Source organism: Rhodococcus sp. 06-221-2 (assembly GCF_002258365.1).
GTDB lineage: Bacteria > Actinomycetota > Actinomycetes > Mycobacteriales > Mycobacteriaceae > Rhodococcoides > Rhodococcoides fascians.
Genome location: NZ_NOYJ01000024.1, coordinates 163,518 through 184,280, shown reverse-complemented (window position 1 = coordinate 184,280; position 20,763 = coordinate 163,518). Strand labels below are relative to the sequence as shown.

Here is a 20,763-nt window from a genome sequence, read left to right as displayed (position 1 = left end):
GGTATTGCTTTTCCTGTCGATCATCAGCACTATGACTCATGTCACCTCAGCAGTGACCCCACGACTTCGTAGGCACGCGGAGCACGCCCTTCCCGCTCCCCTCGGGCACCGACAGAACGGACGCAGCATGAAACGCATTGGAGTCGACGTCGGCGGCACATTCACCGACCTCGTCCTGTGGGACGACGATGGCACGGCCGTCGTGCACAAGACCCCGTCCACCAATCACGACCCCTCGATCGGCACGATGGACGGAATCAAGGTCCTCGCCGAACGCGCCGGGATCGACCCGTCCGAGATCGACATGTTCTTCCACGGCACCACCGTGGCCACCAACATCGTGCTCGAGCACAACGGCTGCGACGTCGGCATGATCACCACCGAGGGTTTCCGCGACCTGCTGCACATCGCACGTAAGAAGCGTCCTCTCAATTACTCGAACTACCAGGATCTTCCGTGGCAGAAGTGGCAGCTCGTGCCGCGACGCAACCGTCGAGTGGTCCCCGAACGCATCGATGCCGCAGGAAATATTCTCACCCCACTCGACGAAAATGCTGTGCGCGAACAGGTTCGCCTGCTGCGCGAGCGAGGCGTGCAGGCCATCGCCGTCGCATTCCTGCACGCGTACCGGAATCCGACTCACGAGCAGCGCGTGCGAGCCATCATCGAGGAGGAGTTCCCCGGCGTCTTCATCTCCCTCTCCAGCGAGGTGGCCCCGCAATACCGCGAGTACGAACGCTTTTCGACCGCTGCACTCAACGCATTCATCGGACCGAAGACCTCGAAATACATCGAGAATCTCGCCGGTAAGGCCAAGGCAGCGCAGGTCGGCGAGGACGTGCACCTCATGACCTCGGCCGGCGGGCTCGTCACCTCGCGCAGCGCCAGCGAAATCCCGGTCTCACTCTTGACCAGTGGCGTGGTCGCCGGTCTGCTCGGCGGCTGCGCCATCGGTAAGGCGTCCGGATACCCCAGTGTCATCACGCTCGATGTCGGTGGCACCTCGGCGGACGTCGGCGTGGCACCGGATGGCGCGCTGCGCATGAAGCATCTGCTCGACACCCGGATCGGTGACTACCACGCGATGGTGCCGATGGCCGAGGTCGACACCATCGGTGCCGGCGGCGGATCCATCGCCGTGGTCGACGACGGTGGCATGTTCCGCGTCGGACCACGCAGTGCGGGTGCCGTTCCCGGACCGGCGTGTTACGGCCACGGCGGCACCGAACCGACGTCGACCGACGCCATGGTGATGATGGGATGGCTGCGCGAGAAGAGCTTCCTGTCCGGAACCATGGAGGTCAAGCCCGAGCTGGCACGCGAGGCGATTCAGACGCATATCGCCGACAAGCTCGACACCCCACTCGACGACGCCGCGATGGGCATCTTCAAGATCCTCGCCCATTCCATGACCGAGGCGATCAGCCTGCACTCGGTACGCAAAGGCTATGACCCGCGCGACTTCTCACTGATCGCCGAGGGTGGTGCCGGTCCGCTGTTCGCCTGGCAGATCGCCGACCAGCTCGGCATTCCGCGCGTGATCGTGCCCGGTCACCCCGGCATCACCTCCGCTGTCGGCCTGCTCACCACCGACATCCGCTACGAGGAGCCGACGACGGTGTGGACGTCGTCCGCCGACCCGAACGTCGAACTGCTGCAGGAACAGATCGAGCGCCTGTCCGCGCTCGCCGTCGCGCAGCTCGAAAAGGACGGTGTTGCGGCCGAGAATATCTCGCTCGAACGCAGCGTCGACTGCCGTTACGTCGGCCAGGGCTACGAATTGCGCGTCGCCGCGCCGGACGGCGACATCGACGACGTGTGGGTCAAGACCGTCGCCGAAGCATTCCACGAAGTGCACGGCCGCACCTACTCACAGCGGTTCGACGACAAGCCCGTACAGCTGATCAACGTCCGTGTCACCGGTGTGGGTGCGGTGCCGCACGTGCAGATCGCCGACATCGCCGTGGGCGCCGCCGACTCCTCGGCCGCGATCAAGACGACCACCAAGGCGCTGTTCTGGCAGGACGAGACGTCCGCGCCGCAGTGGGTGGACACCCCGGTCTACGAGCGGTCGTTGTTGTTGGCGAACAACGAGATCGACGGTCCTGCGATCGTCGAGCAGTTCGATTCCACCACGATCATCGGCATGAATCAGCACGCCACCGTCGACGCCGTCGGCCACATCATCATCGAGAGGAACCCCGCATGAGCAAGGCGCTGATGCCCACCACCGGAGTGTCACTGGCGGGCGAATCCACTCGAACCTGGAACGACGTCGAGGTCGATCCCATCACGCTGCGCGTCATCGGCGGAGCCCTGCAGTCGATGGCCAAAGAGATGGCCCAGGTGCTCTACCGCATGGCGTACTCCTCGCTCATCCGAGAGTCCGAGGACCTCGGCGCGGGCATCTTCGACATCAACGGACGTGAACTGTGTGAATCGGATTCGACTCCGATGCACTGTGGTTCGATTCCCGCCTACATCAAGGGCGTGAACCGTCGTCTCGCTGGAACGTACAAGCCCGGAGACGTGGTGCTGCACAATCATCCGTACCACGGAGCGGCTCATTCCCCCGATTACGGCGTGATCATTCCGATCTTCTGGCAGGGCGAGCACATCGGCTTCGCAGGGTGTACCGGTCACGTGTCCGACGTCGGCGGTAACTTCCCCGGCCTGTGCATGGACGTCGTCGATGTGTGGGCCGAGGGCAAGCTCATGGACTCGATGAAGATCTACGAGGCCGGGGTCCGCAACGACTATCTGATTCAGCACATCCTCGACAACGTCCGCACACCGGAGCAGAACCGCGGCGACCTCGAAGCATTGATCGCCTGCTCGCGGATCGGGGAGACACGATTCACCGAGCTGCTCGAGAAGTACGGCCTCGACACCGTGATGAGCGCGGGCGAACGCTGGATGGACTACTCCGAGTCCATGCTGCGCAAAAAGATTCGAGAGATTCCTGACGGCAGCTACACCGCACCCATCGGCTACCTCGACGACGACGGCAAGAACCGCGGCGAACCGCTGAAGGTGGCCGTGCGGGTGCAGGTCGAGGGCGAGGACATCCTCATCGACCTCACCGGCTCCAACAGTCAGGTGCCCACCGCGTTCAACGTCCCGTTCGAGGGGTCGGTGCTGCCGGTGGCCGTCTCGGCCATTCGCACGATTCTGCTCGACGAGGATCTGACCGAGGAATTCGTTCCTCAGAACGACGGGTGCTTCCGACCCGTCAAGGCCTATGCCCCCGAGGGCACGATCTTCAACCCGGACTTCCCTGCGTCGTGCTTCGCGCGGTTCTCGCAGGTGAACCGCGTGTTCGACTCGATCAACTTGGCTCTGGCCCCAGTGCTTCCGGACCATGCGATCGCGGGATCGTCTGCGGCTCTGTGCGCCATCGCCTATTCCGGTATCGCGCCGGACGGCGAATCCTATTGGGTCTACATCGAAATCAACGAGGGCTCGTACGGCGGCCGCAACGGCAAGGACGGTATGGACGCCGTCGACGCCCTGATGGCCAACACCCGCAACAACCCCATCGAGGAGCTCGAGCTCAACCACGCCATGCGGGCGTTGCGGTACGAGCTGCGCGACGAGGCACCCGCGCCAGGGAAGTGGCGCGGCGGTATCGGCAGTGTGCGCAAGTGGTTGATGGAGACCGATACGTTCCTCGGGTCCGAGGCCGACAACCGGTCGGATCCTCCGGCCGGAGCCCTCGGTGGGCACAACGGTGTGTCCGGCTCGTTCACCAGGAACGCCGGGACCGACCGCGAGGAAGTGTTGTACTCCAAAGTTACTCAGGAGACGATTCGTTCCGGTGAGACGCTGGAGATCAAACTGCCCTCGGGCGGTGGATTCGGAAATCCGTTCGAGCGTGATCCGTTCCAGGTGCTCAGCGACGTCTGGGACGAGTACCTCACCGAGGACGACGCTCGACGCGACTACGGTGTGGTCGTGAACACCGATTTGTGGACGGTTGACGAGGACGCGACGGCCGAGCTGCGCGCCCGGAGCGCAGCCTGATCGAGGACGGGACCTTCGGCGGTGTCGTCCGGTGGATCGACGACCGGAACGACACCCCGGGGCCCCTGTCCGGCCTGCGCATCGGCGTCAAGGACAACATCGACGTGGCCGGCGTCGAGACTACCTGCGCGTCTCAGTTCTTCGAGGGCAACGTCGCCGCCTCGGACGCCGAGGTCGTCACCCGTCTGCGACGCGCAGGCGGGTCGGTGGTCGCAAAACTGAACATGGCCGAGTTCGCGGTCGGCGTCACCTCGCAAAACTCGGCTGCAGGCCCGTCGTACAACCCGTGGAATCACACGCGGGTGCCCGGCGGATCGAGTGGGGGTTCGGGGATCGCCGTCGCCGCCGGGTTGGTCGACGCATCCCTGGGCACCGACACCGGCGGGTCGGTACGCCTACCCGCCGCCGCATGCGGAATTACCGGTCTACGCCCGAGCTGGGGATCGATCAGCAACGACGGCGTGTTCCCGGTGAGCGAGCAATTCGACACCGTCGGCCCGATGGCGCGATCGGTAGCGGAGGTGAAGACTCTGTTCGACGTCCTGTCCCCCAGACCGTCCGAACCATCAGCTGTCACGCGCATCGGTGTCCCGACTGTGTTCCTCACCGCGGACGTGGACTCGGGCGTCGCGCAGACCGTCGCGGCCGCGGTGCGCACGTTCGCCGAACTGGGGTACGAGATCGTCCCCATCCAACTCAAGCACGCCGCAGACGCCCAGGACGTCGTCTACACGATCGTGTACGGCGACCTCGCTCGCTGCCATCGGCACCGGCTCGCCACCGAGCCTTCACGCTTCCAACCCGCGACCTACGAGCGAATAGCGTTGGGCCTGAGCATCTCCGAGTCCGACCGTGCCCGTGCATTCGCCGGCCGCGATCAATTCCGCAAGGCCATGACCACCACGTTCGCGACGGTCGACGTGGTGTTGACCCCGGCCATGCCTGTCGACGTTCCCCCGAGGGACGGGGGTGACGACGTCGTCGCGCTCTCGCGCCGGATGGGACAATTCACGTACCCGTGGTCGCTGCACGACGGCCCGACGCTGGCTCTGCCGGTCGGCTTCCACCCGTCCTCGGGCATGCCGGTGGGAGCGCAGCTGACCGCTGCTGCGCACCGTGAGGGTGCACTGTTCGACGTGGGTGAGCGCTATCAATCGGTGACCGACTGGCATCGGGCGATACCACCGCATACATCAGATCTTTAGCCGGTGCTGTTCGCAGCTTATCGCGACTTTGTCCGATTTTGATCCGCCTTGACGCCCTAAACATCTTATGTTTAGGTAGAAGACAGCTGTTACGTACGTCTCACTATGGGTGGGCATGCGACAGCCGACACTCTCACTTCGGCACCGTCACGCCGATCATCCAGCGAGGACGCAGATGCATTTACGCCGAGCCACGTCCATCATGGCAGCACTGACGCTGTCCACCGCATTGGCGGCCTGTGGATCCGATCCCGGTCCCGACGCGGACCCGGCCAACCCGGTCACGATCGACGTCACCGTCTCGGCAGCGGCCGAAATCTACAGCATCCCTTGGCTTGTCGCGCAGAAGCAGGGACTGTTCGAGAAGCACGGTGTGATCGTGGAGAACATCGTGCCGGGCAAGGGCGGTAGCGCGACCATGCGCACACTGCTCGACGGCAACATCCCCATCGGTGAAGTCAGCTACCCGTCGATCGTGCAGGCGGACGCGGCCGGCTCCGAACTCCGCATCGTCGGCGGTGGCACGCAGGGGCCGTATCCGATGAATTTCTATGCGCTCGCCTCGAACCCCAACATCAATTCCATCGAGGACGTCCGCCGCTGGGCGTACACCCGCCCCAACTCGGCCTCCGACGCCCTCACCCGCCTCATTCCCTCACTCGCGGGCGTCGACGCCGGCCAGATCGAGCGGGTTGCCTCCGGCGGAATCGGTGAAGGCTTCGCACTCCTCGAAGCTGGCAACGTCGATATCGCTCTCGTTCCTTCGATTGTCGCCGAACAGCGACCCGAGGACTTCAAGCTGATTGTCAGCAGCCCCGACTACATGTCACGGTTCCTCCAGTCGACAATCACCACGACCAAGGACTACGCCGCGAGCAACCCCGGCGTCGTACGAGCCATCAACGCCGGCTACACCGAGGCGGTCGCGTCGATCGAGGCCGATCCTGTTGCCGCCGCGGAGATCTACGCGGCGTACACGGGATTCGACGTCGAGTCGGCCACCGCAGTGGTCGAACGCGCGTCCTCGGTCGGCACGTGGGGCGGCGGCTTCGACACAGCGTCTGTCCTGTCCGCGCAGGACGGAGTGGAGGCATCGGGCAGTGACCGCGAACCCGACTTCTGCACTCTGTTCGACCCGGAATTCCTCGCCGAGGGAGTCGTAGACGACTTGCCCGGTGACTGCGACTCCTGACAGCAATTTCCCACCACCAGAAGGTAGCGACGTGACTCACGCAGCGACTCGACCCCGCCCCGACACCACCTCCGCCATCGCCGTCGCATCGTCGGTGTCGCGGCGCTTCGGTGATGTGACTGCCCTCCACGAGATCGACTTGTCCATCGGCCGAGGCGAATTCGTCTCCGTCGTCGGCCCCAGTGGCTGCGGTAAGTCCACTCTGCTAGAGGTGTTCGCCGGACTACAGGATCATGACGGCGGCACCGTGCATGTCGACGGCCAACCGCTGACCGGACCTCGGTCCAAGACTGCAGTCATCTTCCAGGAATCGGCGACGCTGCCCTGGCGGACCGTCCGCGACAACGTCGCGTTCGCCCTCGAAGTCCGGGGTGTCGGCAAGCGGGACAGACGCGCCCGCGCCGACGAGCTGCTGAACACCGTGGGGCTGAGCAAGTTCGGCGACCACTACCCCACCCAGTTGTCCGGCGGTATGCGCCAGCGTGTGGCCATCGCGCGCTGCCTGTCCATGGAGCCCGACCTGATTCTCGCGGACGAGCCGTTCGGTGCACTCGACGAGCAGACGCGACTGGTCATGTCGTACGAGCTACTCAAGATCGTCGAAAAGCTCACGTGCGGAGTCCTGTTCATCACCCACAGCATCCAGGAAGCAGTACTGCTGTCCGATCGGGTGCTGGTGATGAGTGCGCGTCCCGGCCGCTTCATCGACGAGGTGGACATCGATCTGCCGCGCCCGCGATCCGAGGACGTACTGGCCAGCCCTGACGCGGTCGCTCTGCACGAACGTATCTGGTCGCGGCTGCGGGACGAGGCCAAGAAGACGATGAGCATCGAACCATGAGTGCGCCCACGCGTGAGAGCACACGCGCCTCCGTGGTCCCCGGATACATCCGCCCTGCCCCCTCCACCCAACTCGGCCTCCCCGCATGGGGATGGACCGTGCTGATCCTCGTCGCGGCTCTGGTGGCCATCGACATCTCGGCGCGGTTCTTCGCTTCTCCGCTCGACATCGTTCCGGTGACCGACATGATCTCAACGTCGCTGAGCCTGCTGACCGACCCAGAGTTCCTGGTCGACGAGTTGGGCCGGACGCTGGGCATCATCGTCCTCGCGTTCGTGCTCAGCTCCGTACTCGGCGTCGCCGCCGCCTACGTCCTGTGGCGGTACGAGCTGTGGGACAGAGCGTTTCAGCCGTACCTCAACGTCTATTACGCCGTCCCGACGTTCGCGCTGTACCCGATCATGGTGGTGCTGTTCGGTGCCGGTGTCGCCCCGATCGCCATCCTGTCCACCATCTTCGCCTTCGGTGTGGTCGCACTCAACGCACGCACCGGCTTCAACGCGGTGTCGCCGATCGTCACCAAACTCGGCACCACACTGATGTTGACGCGGTGGCAGTACTTCCGATCGGTATTGCTTCCGTATGCGCTGCCGAGCATCGTGACCGGACTCAAACTGGGGCTGTCTTACGCTGTCATCTCGGTGTTGGCCAGTGAGTTCATCCTGTCGACGCAAGGACTCGGGCACTTCATCTCCATTGCCTACGACGGGTTCGATATCGCCGACATGTACGCCGGGATCCTCATCGTGGCGCTGATCGCTCTGCTCTCGACCTCGCTGATCTCTCTCGCGCTCAACCGATTCGATTGGAGGCGCCGCTGATGAGCAGCACCTTGGACAGAGTAGCCACCACACCCACCGCTCCCCCGAAGGTCACCTCGTCCGCAGGCCGCACCAACGCCCGACGCTTCCTCCCACCACTGGTCGTGGCCGTCGTCGCGGTCTTGATCTGGTGGGTCGCGGCGGTTCTGGTCGACAGTCTCATCTTCCCGACGCCGGCCGAGGCCATGGCCTCGCTCGTCGAAGACCTGGGCAAGGCAGACTTTCGTGCCAATGTCGGCGACTCGCTGCGCATCCTCGTGCTCGCGTTTCTGGCCAGCACGGTCGTGGGTTCGCTGCTGGGCCTGACGCTGGGACTGAGTCCGTTCTGGACCCGAACCATCGCTCCGATCGTCTACTCGATCAACAGCATTCCGAAGATTGTGCTGTACCCGATCTTCCTGTCGTTCCTCGGCATCGGCGCACTGAGCCGATTCGGCTTCTCCTTCTACGCCGCCTTCATCCCGATGTTCCTCGTCGCGGTCGAGGCCACGGCATCGGTCCAGCGAATTCACTTGAAGATGGCCGCGTCCCTGCAGGTGAGCTGGCCCAGGTTGATCCGTCAGATCGTCATTCCCGCAGTGCTTCCGGCATTGGCGACGGGTATGCGGATGACCTTCGGATTGGCGTTCCTGGGACTGCTTCTCGCCGAAATGTTCTCGTCCTCCAGCGGCATCGGATACGAACTGCTCCGCAACGTCAGCCTCGTGCGGATGGAGAACATCATGGGCACGGTTGTGCTGATCCTGGTGATGGCACTGCCACCCACGATTGCGTTGCAGTGGTTGGAGAGTCGCATCACCTCGAAATACGGCGGTCGGTAACCGCAGTAGATCGGCGGACGTCGAGCGCTGCGGCCCGTTACTCGAACGCAATCCCCACAGCCGACCGGACCAATGCCGATACCGCTGGCGATCGGACTCCGGCCGGCCATGCGATAACCGTCGTGATCATCGGCGCATCAACGACAGGTACGGCCACATGCTCGGGCCACTGCCACGCGCGACTCGACGCCGGAATCACCAGCAGCGCCTGACCCAGCGCGACCAGTTGGGCGATCTGCGATTGACCGCGCACCTCAGGCCCTGGCCCCTTCGGATAGGTGCCGTCGAGCTGTGGCCACCGTGCCATCGGCAGATCCGGGACGTCACGGATATCGTCCATGGCCAGTTCGTCTTTCGAGGCCAAGGGGTGATCACGCGGAACGATCGCGACCTGCCCCTCGGTGAGGAGGTCCTCGGAGTCGAACCCAACGAGGTCATCGACGGGGCGATGCATCAACGCCACGTCGGCATCACCGCGGCGAAGATATTCGGCCTGCTCACCGACTTCGCACAAAATGACATCCACGTCAGCGGAGTACGCATCGAGCACGCGGCGTAGGAGCTCATGGGACGCACCGGCTTTGGTCACCAGCTTGACTCTGGCACCGGCGGCTCGTGCTCGCTGCGCTGCCGCTGCGACCGCGTCGAGCGCCGTCGCAGCGTCCCTCAGGAACACAGCACCGGCAGCAGTGAGTGCGACTCCGCGGCGATTCCGATCCAGGAGCGCGACGCCGAGTCGGCGCTCCATCCTGCTGATCGCTCGCGAGAGTGGTGGCTGGGCGATCCCCAAGCGTTGCGCTGCGCGTCCGAAGTGCAGCTCCTCGGCAACGGCGATGAAGTACCGGAGTTCGCGTGTTTCGAGGTCGTCCACTCCAACAGCGTAGTTGTGATACCCGTTGAGTATCACTGGTTGGTCGATCGGTATTGGACGCACCTGCTCTCGACGCCGACCATGGACTGCATGACAACGAAGACCGCGCTGATCACCGGCGCCAACAAAGGGATCGGCTTTGCCATCGCACACGGACTCGGAATGCAGGGAGTCAGAGTAGGAGTCGGGGCGCGCAACGATGCACGACGACAGGACGCGGTCGACAAGCTTCGTGCTGCGGGCATCGACGCCTTCGGAGTCCCCCTCGATGTCACCTCCGACCACAGCGTTGCTGCTGCCGCCGCCTCGATCGACGACCTGGACATACTGGTGAACAACGCAGGCATTTCCGGCGGCGAACAACAGAATCCAACGACGCTGGGTATCGACGTATTGCGAACTACATTGGACAACAACGTATTCGGGGTCATCAGAGTGACGAATGCATTGCTTCCGACGCTTCTTCGGTCTGCCTCGCCACGCATTGTCAATGTCTCTAGCAACATGGGCTCGCTCGCGCTACAGACTGGCCCGATCATGGCGGCATACGCTCCATCCAAGACCATGGTGAACGCGATGACCGTGCAGTACGCACGGCAGCTCGTGGACACTGCGGTGATCGTGAATGCATGCTGCCCAGGTTATGTGGCAACGGATTTCACCGGATTCGCATCCACACGCACGCCGGAGGAGGGCGCGCGTATCGCGCTGAAGCTCGCCACCCTGCCCGACGATGGCCCGCGGGGCGGATTCTTCGACGACGCCGGATCGGTGGCCTGGTAGGACTCTCGGTGCCGAGCTGACCACTGCCGAGGCTGTCGAGGGGGAACGTAGAAGACCGCCCCTACTCCCCTCGCGCCCGTCTGCGATCTTCCGAAGTGAAGGCTGAAACCGAACACGCATCGACACCGGCCGAGCGCTTTCGATGCTGATAGTCCGCCACCGAATCGAAGGCCGCCGTCACACCCACCGACGTCGAGACGTACGTCATCGACTTGTCACGCTTAAAGCCCAGATCGGCACCCACCTCGACGGCGTCGATGTTCGACCCCAGGAACACGAAATCCCAGCTGTACTCCGCTTCCTGCCGCTGAATCAGCTCTCGCACAGCAGCATTCGTCCGCTCTTGGCTCGAATTCTCGTGACCGTCGGTCATCACGAGAACGGTCACCGAGCCGGGACGCTCGTCCTCCGGTGTCGCAGCCAGACCCGCGCCGACCTCGCTGACGAGCCGGCCGATCGCGTCGTACAACGCGGTGCCACCCCGCGGTTCGAGCACTAGCGGTGCAACGTCCTCGATGGGGACGTTGTCGTAGACCAGCTGGTACCGGTTGTCGAACTGCGCGAGCGTGACCATGGTCCGACCGTCGGCCGCACGTTCCTTGGTGATGAACGAGTCGAATCCGCCGCGGGTGTCGTCGGCGATGGAATGCATCGAACCGGACCGGTCGAGCAATGCGGCAACGAGAGAGTTTCGGGTTGGTCATAGTTTCCTTCCGTGAGACGCAGCCGGAACTGCGTCGAATGAATTGGATTGAGAGATAACGGAAGAGCGGCTGTCGACGGTTACCGCAGCGCAACCGTCGTACCGCCCGAGAACGCCGAATCATGCAGCTCGATCTCGGCAGGTACGGTCCCAACGGGGACGTCGAACACGACGGTCGTGTCCAGCGCGTTGCCAGGGTTGATCTGTTCGTAGCCGATGCCCTCGTCGAGGTAGGCGGTCGCGAGGCTGTCGACCGAGTACTGCTTGCCGTCCGCGTCGAGCAACTTCTGCGAGGATGCGTCCAAGCTCTGCGCTCGGTCGCCGACGTTGCGCACGGTCATTGTCACCTGGACGTACTCGCCCTGTGCGGTCTGCGTCAGGTACTCCGAACCGACTGTCGCGACGGGTGGTGCGACTGCGGTGACGACGAACTCGAACTTTCCGTCGCGCACTGGGACGCCGATGCCCGGCTGAGTCGGCTCGGCCGGGGCCGCAGGAGCCGCTTCTTCTGACGACGGGGATCCGGCCGGCGCGGGAGCTGTCGGGCTCTCCGACGAACCACCACCGATGAGCCGAATGAGGACACCCAGCACGACGATAGCCAGGATGACGGTCAGGATCTTGTGTCGGGAAAACCAACTCTTCTTCTGCTTAGGAGCGGGCGGGGCGTACTGCTGCTGGGGGTTCGGGTTCTGGTTGGTCATGTCGAAATTCCTCTCGTTCGGCGACACATCAACCACACCGCAGTCGGCCCGGTCCGCGCCTCGTCTGACCGGTCGGTACGCCTCCTCCTTTCGGTCACATCCGATCGGCCATGCGGGCCGTTCGGACGATTCGCGGTGTCGGTGCTCGGCCGTACGCTTCTCCTCGTGAGCACCCACCGAACAGGCACCCTGCGCCGCAAAGCCTGGACAACGGCGGCGGTGGCCTTCAGCCTGTTCTGCTCGATGATGACCGCAGGCTTGGCAGGCTCCTCCGGGACGCCCGGGTGGAACCTGGGCCTCGGCGTCGCGCTCAACCTGATCGCCGGCGTCGCCTTGATCTGGCGACACGAACGGCCATGGGTGGTTCTGGGACTCGCGTTGGCCGGGCCACTGTTCTTCGCCACCGATGCGACGGCGGCGTTGATCGCACTGTTTGCTGTCGGTGCGTTCGCACGCACCAAGCCGCTCGTAATTGCTGCCGTCGCTGTGTACGTCGCGTGCGGGGTGTCGTTGACGTACGACGTCCATCGCAGTCGGTACTACTCCGTCCTGACCATCGGTTCGACGAAGGCCGAGGACGGATCCATGCCGGTGGAATGGGACGTACCGGCGTGGATTCCGTGGGTCGTCGCGGCAGTGCTCGTCGGGTTGGTCGTGGGTGGAGCAATACTGCGCCGCACGCGATCCGACCTGACGGAGGCTGTGGTCACGCGAGACAAGGTGACGGTGGAGTCCAACGCTCTTCGTGAGGAGATGCTGCTGAATGCGGAGCGTGCCCGCATTGCCCGCGACATGCACGACACTCTCGCGGCCAGCCTCAGCCGCATCTCGTTGTTCGCGGGCGGAATGCAAGTCAACAGCGGCGATGGACCCGAGAAGGTAGCCCAAACGGCGTCGATGATTCGGCAGACCGCGCACGACGCGCTCGACGAGCTCAAGCGCATCATCGGTGTACTGCGCGGATCGGCCGATGCCTCGAGCGGTGGCCGGCAGAGCGTCGAGGGCATCTCCGATCTGGTGCACTCGGCGCGAGACGCGGGCTTGCACACGTCGCTGATGCTCGACGTGACGCCCGGTGAGATCGGCCCTGCGAGCAGTCATGTGGCGTATCGGGTGGTGCAGGAATCGCTCACCAACGCGCAGAAGCACGCTGGCGGTTCGACCATACGGGTGGCGGTGTACGGGTCTGATCAGGCCGGAGTTCGTGTCGAGGTGCGCAATCAGCTGATGGGGCAACCGGCCTTTGCGCGTGGCTCGGGTACGGGGTTGGCGGGATTGGCCGAGCAAGTCCGCGGGGTGGGCGGAACGTTCTCTGCCGGCGCGCAGCCGGGCGAGTTCGTGGTGGTGTGCTGGCTGCCGTGGTACTCCTGACGGGCAGTGTCGGAGTGGCGTTCTAAGCTCAGCGAACCATGACAGCGCCAGCCGTGATCACAGTTCTGATCGTCGACGACGACCCCTTCGTTCGACGCGGAGTTTCGGACATCTTCGCGAAGACCCCGGACATTTCGGTGGTGGCCGATGTGGAGGACGGCGACCAAGTGCCTGCTGCGGTGGCGGCGTTCCGGCCGCACGTAGTGCTGATGGATCTTCAGATGCGCCGGGTCGGCGGACTGGATTCCACCCGCGAGTTGATGACGCTTGCCCATCCACCGAAAGTCATTGCGATGACGGCGATGGATGTGGACGATCTGGTGGTTCGAGCGATTGAGGCGGGGGCGCACAGCTTCTTGAGCAAAAGCGAGGCACCCGAGACGTTCCATCAGTCGGTTCGAGCAGTGGCATCAGGCAACACGTTGTTCAGTGAGGATTCGCTCCGGAAAATTGTCGCGACGTCGATGTTGCCGGCAGCTCCGGCATCGGTGTCGATGGACGTGCTGAGCCCGAGGGAGCGAGAAGTGCTGCGTATCTTGGCTACTGGTTCGACCAATGCGGACATCTCCTCGGAGCTGTATCTCAGCGAGACGACGGTGAAGACCCATATCTCCGGGATCTTCGTGAAACTCGGTGTGCGTAATCGAGTCGAGGCGGCACTGGCTGCATTTCGGGCAGGCATGGTCACGTGAGCGGGCCGGGCCAGAATCGCTGATCGCCAATCGGATTCGCTTTCGAAGCGCCTCGCCAGCACACTGAGGGAAGTGTCGACAGAGAAGAAGAATCGTTGGACAGCCCCAACAATCAGCGACAAAGATCAGGACCATGCCATCTGATGATTGCCTGGTGCCATCAATGGGACGACGCCAGGTTCCACACGCGTCAGTGCGCTGGTACCGAAATGCAGATCCGCAGTGCGTCGGCGGATGCGCAGCCACCCGACTGTCATGCAATGGGCTCTGGGCACTGGCCGGTCGACTCCGCGATCGAATTGATCTCGGCGTTGGACCGAGGGTCGTTGGCACAGTCGATCTGGTTCGTGCATCGGTCGTCCGGCACTGCGTTCGGATCAGGGATGGTCGCCCCGTTCGGATACGTACATACGTTTCCATCACACACCGAAGTGTTTGTGTCGATCTCACTTTGAAGTGTCAGCTGCAGCGGGTTTGGACACGATCTGGAACAAGTTTGTACCGTTGAAGTTCGCGCCGAAAAACGAATGACTCGACGAGTTCGCACAGATGGAGACCGAGGTCCTATATCGCGATACGCAGACGATAGAGTTGATTGAGGAGTTCTCCGGCCTCGCAGAGTGGATCACGATTTCGTGGACGTAGGTGTGCAGTGTTCCTTGCCGACGTGATCTAACAACCCGCGAAGCATCTCAACCCAACCGACCAGGTTCGTTGGGTCACTGCCTCCATTCGGCTTCGTACCGATGACTGCAGTTTGACCACACTGCACCGCCCAATCGGTTAGCATCGTGATGGCCGGGTCGAGATGACCGTCGGCCCTGTTTGATGATCAAATTGAGGAGACGCAGTGACGAAAGATCGAGTAATTGAAATCACGGACAGGGCCGAGCGCATGGACGCCCTTGAGGACCGAGCAGGAATCTCTATCGAAGGTTTGTACGTCGTACACGTAAGTGATGACTATCGCAATCATGTTGAAGTAAATTACGATGTAATCTCGCAAACCGGAAAACTTCGCAGCTCGGTCAAAATAAACATCGCAATCTACAACTCGAAGTCACAACAAATCGGTACAACCTACTCATACATAGACAGTGATGACTTTGTCGGAATCGAATCATGTAACGACACCATCTACTGCGACGAACCTCCTAGCAAGATCCGCGTATATCCGACCGCTGGCGACTAGAGAATAAGTGACCATATTAGACACGGTGCGCGCAGAACTGCTCGACGAAGCTCAACGCTCGCCGCAAATGCTGGCAGATCTCGCAGGTTTAGAACGCTATGTCTCTGAGTCCTACTCCAATCGAGCTTTCATAGAGTTATTGCAGAATTCTGATGATGCAGGCGCCACAGAACTTGAATTCGTACTGGGTGACAACTGGTTGGCTGTGGCAAATAACGGTCGTCGGTTTAACCTAAGCGACTTCCGCAGCCTATGCAGAAGCGCGGCCTCCAATAAAGAAAGAGGAAATGGAATTGGCTATCGCGGAATAGGATTCAAGTCCATTGTAGGAATTACGACCCAAATTCACTTGTACAGCGGTGAATTAGAAACTACATTCTCGCGGACACTAACGTCTAACGCAATTGGTACCGACTTCCCCGTACCGTTAATTCGGATACCCCATTCACTTCAACTTGAAAGTGGAAGTTCAGAAAGTGAAGTCGCCCAGAAACTGTTGAGTTCGGGTTATACGACGGTCTTTGTTCTCGAAGGACTGAATCGCGAACAGGTACTGGACGAGTTCGACCGGTTCGATTCGGACTACTTGATCTTTTTGAAGTCGATCGAGTCCGTCAATATGCTGCATTCGACGGTAGAACATTACTCCAGCCGTCGCCGGGTCAGCAATGACTTGACAACCGAGATTGAGACGAGATCCGAAACACAGATAGAAAACTGGCGCGTGTTCAACGCCGAAAATGTTTCTGTGGCTTTCTCAATTGTTGAGAACCAATACGCCCCACTACGGGTAGACCAATCCGTAGTCCATGCTTTTCTACCCACCCAGGAGCAGTGCGGATTCAATATCCGAGTAAATGGCGACTTCAGCACTGACCCATCGCGCACCCGAGTAGTTCTGGACGAGACCTCGGGGAAACTTATCACTGAAGTCGCCGACGTTCTTGCGAAACTGATAACTGACAGCATGCTGCATCGGACAACTCTAGACCCCAACCCGTTTCTTGAGTGCCTAACGCCGAATGTCGACGAAACAACCCTACAATTGCAACGTCGAAGCTTTCGCTCCGAATTAATAGGTGCAGTTAGGGAGCGATTGACGTCAGTGCGGAATAATGTCTCCCTCGCACCGAATTGGCTGAGTAGCATAGACGCAAAACACCTGACGGGGAACGGGAAAGGACTTGTACTTCCGCAAGCCGACAGCTTTAGCTCAGAAGCATCCGTCAAGATCTCTAAGTTTGCGGGCTGCGCTGTAATAACTACGCGCGCCGTCCTAGAGTCAGCAGAAAAAAACAAACTAACTGTTGCTGGCCGTGCAGATCTAATTGCACACTTCGCCAACACAGTTATCCTTAATAACGTTAGCATAGAGGATTTCTCTCAGGCCAAGATCTGGGAGGGACCAACTGGACCAGTAACCATACCGGAGATGATCGCCGGACAACATTCAATGAGCCCCACATTTGAGAAACTCCTACTTGATCGAGGCGTTGAGCTTAGATCATTGAGCCGAAGACTGGCCATAGCTGATTCGGGGATTTTTTCCGAGCATACTCAAACTGAACACCTTAATGGAGACGAATCCGCTGATAGAACCGAAATCACTAACCACAACAATGGACTGAACGGCGTTATCTCCAACCCTCACCTTGGGATAAAGTCGCCATCCAAATTTCTGCGTCCAGAATGGCACGGGGCTCAAGCTAAGACATCAACTGCCTCAAACGCGTCGCAATGGCGTTCAGCTGAGATCACTGTGCTTGAACTCTTGCAGAGCCTAGGGTACGAAGCAATTGATCACAGTCGCCAGAATCTCGGATATGACGTGATTGCGACCCTAAATTCAGAAATTCTGCATGTCGAAGTGAAATCAATCAGCTACCCAGGGCAGCCTTTCTCTTTGACCCCCAATGAGGACTCCTATGCGCGCGACGCTGCTGATACCTACATGATTGCCCTCGTATACAGGGCGAGACAATCGACACAGATTCAGCTAATCACAGACCCCAGGAGTTCTCTTAATTTTGTGAAGCAATGTCGCCAGTGGGCATGGGAATGCAGCGAATACAACTTTGTTCCTGACTATGAACTCGATCAGACATAGGCATCAGAGCGCACACGCCCAAGGAAAATCCAAAAGCCTGGCAGTAAACTTCGTAGTACTGATTCCGAAGCAACTTGCGCTCCGAGTCAATAACGAGTCCGTCATCACAGGAGGAGTAAAAGGCAAGGTTGCGCAACTCAACCGAGATGAGAGGCGGTATGTCTCTGAGCGCCGTCACCGGAACGCGTTCAAGGCCTCCTTCTCTGCAAAACGTCAGCAGCAGTCGATCGTGCGAACACCAGCACAAGCCGACTCACTGTCTCCCCCGTCGCCCGGCCAAGCAGGTCCGCATACACCGACAACTGGGTCCAGTAGGCCTCCAGCGTCATTGCCGTAACCCCCACATCGGTCTTGTAGTCCACGATCACCAGCGACCCGTCGTCTTCTCGGTACACCAGGTCCGCGATTCCCTCAACCACGATGGTCTCGTCCGGCGACATGCCGGCTAGCTGCATTTCATGCCAATGTTCGCGCGCGGCAGCGCGCTGCACAGGCTCGGAGCTGAACACCGACTTCGCCAAAAGCACGAACCGATCGAGATCGACCAAACCAGCCAAAGCGCCCGCTTTCCTGGCCTTCTCATCGAACTCGGAATCCAGGGCCGCATCGAGCGGAACCGTCTCCAACAGCGCGTGCAAGGCAATACCCAGCGTCGTACCACTCTCGACAGACCCGACGAGAGGCGCGACCACTTCGATCGAAGCCGGTGAAAAGATTAGGTCCGCCAACCGGTACTCCGCCAACACTGCTTCCTGTACAGGCAGAACAGGATGCGCAATCTGCGTCGCGGACACCGTCGACGGCAACGCAGAGATTTCAGCCACCCGCGCAGTCTCGGCCTGCCATTCGTCCCAGCTCTGCAACGCAACCGAACTCGACTGTCCACTGTCCTCGACCCGCACTGGCTCGATCAGATCGGGAACCACATTGGGAACTCCCGCGATTCCTGCAGCCATAGTCTTGCCCCAACTCCCCTTCGCACCGACATAGCCCGACACAGCAAGGAAACTCTCCGCCCGCGTACACGCCACGTACAGGAGGCGGACGCGTTCGGCCTCTGTGTGCGCCTTCTTGATAGCGGAGACGCTCGTGTAGTCAACGGATTGCACTGCAGCGCATACATTGAGATGCATCGTCCCGTCATCACCCCACACCACCGGATCGGACGTCGTCCGGAAACCTCCGCTCATTCCCGCAACGATGACCATCGGAAACTGCAGTCCCTTCGCGGCATGCATGGTCATGATCCGGACAGCATTGACCCCGACCTCGGGCAACACCGCTTCGGTGACGCGCGCATTCTCGTCCTGCTGGGTTTTTGCCCACGCAAGGTAGTCCCGCAGATCGCCGCCGTCCTCGCCGTACCACGCGTGCGCCTGATCGATGACGAACCGCAGTCGACGCCACACATCCCGATGCCGTGGCGAATCCATCGACACCTCGAACACCCGACGATCGGCAGCCAAACGACTCAGCAGCGCACCGGGGCTTAACAACCCCAGCTCGAACCAGACCGACTTCAGATACGCACGTCCCGCCGCGACCGGCGAATCTGCCAGACCCTCGGGTGCGTCAGAGAAGAAGTCCCACCGTCCTCCCGCTGCCTTCCACCGCAGCAAATCATCGTCCCCGCAACCGAACAGCGGCGTCCGCAGTGCAGCAACAACCGCAGCTTCGTTCGCAGTGTCTGCCAGGGCGCGGCAAGTGACGAGCAGATCATGGACCTCCTGCGTCGAATAGACCAACGACGAGGCTTCCGAACGAAACTCGATACCGGCGTCGTCGAGAGATCGCTCGAGAAACGGCAGTACTGCGCGCGACGGGATGAGGATGCAGATATCGCTGAGGTTCACTGGTCGATGGGTGTATTCGCCGAACCCGCCGGCCTCCTTCTGCCAACCTTGGTCGAGCGCAGTCGCGATAATGCGCGCGACATCCCGTGATTCCCGGGCGCGCAGCACTTCCGAGGCAGTCAACAAGTGCTCGTCGTCGACGGCGTCACCGGAGTCCTCGAAGACGAATGGTGCCGGACCCCACTCTGTTCCGACGGACCATTCCGGTCGGCCAGGTGCTGGATCGAGCGGCGCGTAGTCGGGCTGAACATAGGCGTTGGGGACGACCAGGGACCCGAACACCGAGTTCACCCAACGCAGAACAGGTTTCGTGGATCGAAAGTTCGTGGTGAGTCGAACCACGTCTGCGGTGTCCGTAGCATCGCGCGCCGCCATGTACGACGCGATATCTGCGCGACGGAACCTGTAGATCGACTGCTTCGGATCCCCCACCGTGAACAACCGGCCCGACTCATCCGGACCGTCGACGATCAACCGGGCAATCTCCAATTGCAGAGGGTCGGTGTCCTGGAACTCGTCCAGCATGATCCGCTGATAGGAGCTGTGGACGATCTGACGAACGTCGTTATGATGCAGCACGTTTCGGGCGTAAACGAGCAGATCGTGAAACTCGAGCTCACCCCGTCGACGACGCTCGGTGGCCTCGTCGACAATCACCCGGGAAAGATGATGCACGACGATCGCCAGAGCTGACGCGACATACCGAGTCCTCTCGGCAGTGGCCGCAGCGTTCAAGTCGTCGATCGAGTTCTTGATCTGCTTGACCTGCGAAGCGCCGCCGACCCAGTTGGATCCCTTGCCACCGCTGCCTTTCGACGGGCATTCCGCCGCGAGTGCGATCCAGGCTGTGGAGGACCGGGCGTCTGCCATAGCGACTCGCCACTCTGCGATCGAGGACAACCGCATGGCCAGCTTGTCGGACTGCTCGGAGCAGTCAACTCCAGAATCGACCACCTCATCGGCAGCACGCAGGAGAGCATCGATATTCGCGGCGGCCATCGTCGGGGCAACGTCGGCGACGACCAATCTGTCCCAGCTTCGATCGAGAGCGTCAGCGAGAATACGTACCTGATCGAGTGACGCTCCTGCGCCCAGGATGATGCGCAGTGCGTCGGTGAGGCCGCTGGGCGCGGCGTGTTCATCGGCGAAGAGCGCAGCCCGCATTCTCCGCCAGCGGCGCTCGAACGAGAGCTGCGACCCCATGGCATCCACGACGGCCACACGCGGCGGCACCCCCGCCTCCAGCGGATGTTCGCTCACGATGCGTGCGGCAAACGAATGCAGCGTCCCGATCGCCGCTGTATCGATCTGCTCCATCGCCTTCTCGGCAGCATCACCGGAGAAGGACGCGAGATGTGTGCGGACTCGTTCGCGAAGTTCGGCCGCAGCCTTCTCGGTGAACGTGATGGCTGCGATGCGGTCGAGTTCTATCCCATCGACGAGTACGAGGTGACAGATGCGCTCGACGAGTGAGTGCGTCTTGCCGCTTCCTGCGCCGGCTTCGACGAACAGCGTTGTAGAGGTGTCGGTTGCGATGCGTGTTCGATCGACACGGTCGACTAATAGGGTGTCTTGGTTTGCCAT

Annotated in this window: 15 protein-coding genes; 11 read left to right on the top strand and 4 right to left on the bottom strand. The window is 61.5% G+C overall.

The genetic code is table 11. From position 1 onward, the window contains the following. Positions 1-127: 127 nt before the first annotated feature. From CH281_RS12285 to CH281_RS12255, 7 genes are all read left to right on the top strand, one after another. Complete coding sequence (locus CH281_RS12285) at positions 128-2,209, top strand: hydantoinase/oxoprolinase family protein (protein WP_094694364.1); 2,082 nt, start codon at positions 128-130, stop codon at positions 2,207-2,209. Beyond that, positions 2,206-4,023 (top strand): hydantoinase B/oxoprolinase family protein, encoded by a 1,818-nt coding sequence (locus CH281_RS12280; protein ID WP_094694362.1) that lies wholly within the window; start codon positions 2,206-2,208, stop codon positions 4,021-4,023. The genes CH281_RS12285 and CH281_RS12280 overlap by 4 nt, the downstream gene beginning before the upstream one ends. Then, positions 4,020-5,228: an amidase gene (locus CH281_RS12275; RefSeq protein WP_306427552.1), complete on the top strand. Its 1,209-nt coding sequence runs from the start codon at positions 4,020-4,022 to the stop codon at positions 5,226-5,228. The genes CH281_RS12280 and CH281_RS12275 overlap by 4 nt, the downstream gene beginning before the upstream one ends. A 175-nt stretch (positions 5,229-5,403) precedes the next feature. Further along, complete coding sequence (locus CH281_RS12270) at positions 5,404-6,420, top strand: ABC transporter substrate-binding protein (RefSeq protein WP_094694358.1); 1,017 nt, start codon at positions 5,404-5,406, stop codon at positions 6,418-6,420. Between the two features lie 76 nt (positions 6,421-6,496). Further along, positions 6,497-7,261, top strand: coding sequence for an ABC transporter ATP-binding protein (locus tag CH281_RS12265; protein WP_179274189.1), 765 nt, complete (start codon positions 6,497-6,499; stop codon positions 7,259-7,261). Beyond that, complete coding sequence (locus tag CH281_RS12260) at positions 7,258-8,082, top strand: ABC transporter permease (RefSeq protein ID WP_094694354.1); 825 nt, start codon at positions 7,258-7,260, stop codon at positions 8,080-8,082. Before CH281_RS12265 ends, CH281_RS12260 begins: the two co-directional genes overlap by 4 nt. Further along, entirely contained in the window at positions 8,082-8,903 is an 822-nt protein-coding gene (locus CH281_RS12255; RefSeq protein ID WP_094609948.1) for an ABC transporter permease, read from the top strand. Before CH281_RS12260 ends, CH281_RS12255 begins: the two co-directional genes overlap by 1 nt. A gap of 37 nt (positions 8,904-8,940) precedes the next feature. On the opposite strand, the gene CH281_RS12250 is transcribed toward CH281_RS12255, so the two are convergent. After that, on the bottom strand, positions 8,941-9,774 hold the full coding sequence (locus CH281_RS12250; RefSeq protein WP_094694434.1) for a LysR family transcriptional regulator: 834 nt from the start codon (positions 9,772-9,774) through the stop codon (positions 8,941-8,943). Between the two features lie 90 nt (positions 9,775-9,864). Here CH281_RS12250 and CH281_RS12245 point away from each other — a divergent pair, with 90 nt between their 5' ends. After that, positions 9,865-10,557: an SDR family NAD(P)-dependent oxidoreductase gene (locus CH281_RS12245; protein WP_256983492.1), complete on the top strand. Its 693-nt coding sequence runs from the start codon at positions 9,865-9,867 to the stop codon at positions 10,555-10,557. A 61-nt stretch (positions 10,558-10,618) separates the two neighbouring features. Here CH281_RS12245 and CH281_RS12240 read toward each other — a convergent pair whose 3' ends face one another. Continuing rightward, positions 10,619-11,209, bottom strand: coding sequence for a hypothetical protein (locus CH281_RS12240; RefSeq protein WP_094694350.1), 591 nt, complete (start codon positions 11,207-11,209; stop codon positions 10,619-10,621). A 131-nt stretch (positions 11,210-11,340) separates the two neighbouring features. Then, entirely contained in the window at positions 11,341-11,964 is a 624-nt protein-coding gene (locus CH281_RS12235; RefSeq protein WP_094694348.1) for a DUF4352 domain-containing protein, read from the bottom strand. A 135-nt stretch (positions 11,965-12,099) separates the two neighbouring features. On the opposite strand from CH281_RS12235, the gene CH281_RS12230 reads away from it, so the two are divergent. The 3 genes from CH281_RS12230 to CH281_RS12220 all read left to right on the top strand — a co-directional run bounded on the left by CH281_RS12230 (position 12,100) and on the right by CH281_RS12220 (position 17,326). Continuing rightward, on the top strand, positions 12,100-13,335 hold the full coding sequence (locus tag CH281_RS12230; protein ID WP_094694346.1) for a sensor histidine kinase: 1,236 nt from the start codon (positions 12,100-12,102) through the stop codon (positions 13,333-13,335). A gap of 38 nt (positions 13,336-13,373) precedes the next feature. Beyond that, entirely contained in the window at positions 13,374-14,027 is a 654-nt protein-coding gene (locus CH281_RS12225; RefSeq protein ID WP_094694344.1) for a response regulator, read from the top strand. 1,217 nt (positions 14,028-15,244) lie between these two features. Then, on the top strand, positions 15,245-17,326 hold the full coding sequence (locus CH281_RS12220) for a DUF3883 domain-containing protein (protein ID WP_143544803.1): 2,082 nt from the start codon (positions 15,245-15,247) through the stop codon (positions 17,324-17,326). A gap of 188 nt (positions 17,327-17,514) precedes the next feature. On the opposite strand, the gene CH281_RS12215 is transcribed toward CH281_RS12220, so the two are convergent. Beyond that, positions 17,515-20,763: a UvrD-helicase domain-containing protein gene (locus CH281_RS12215; protein ID WP_094694340.1), complete on the bottom strand. Its 3,249-nt coding sequence runs from the start codon at positions 20,761-20,763 to the stop codon at positions 17,515-17,517.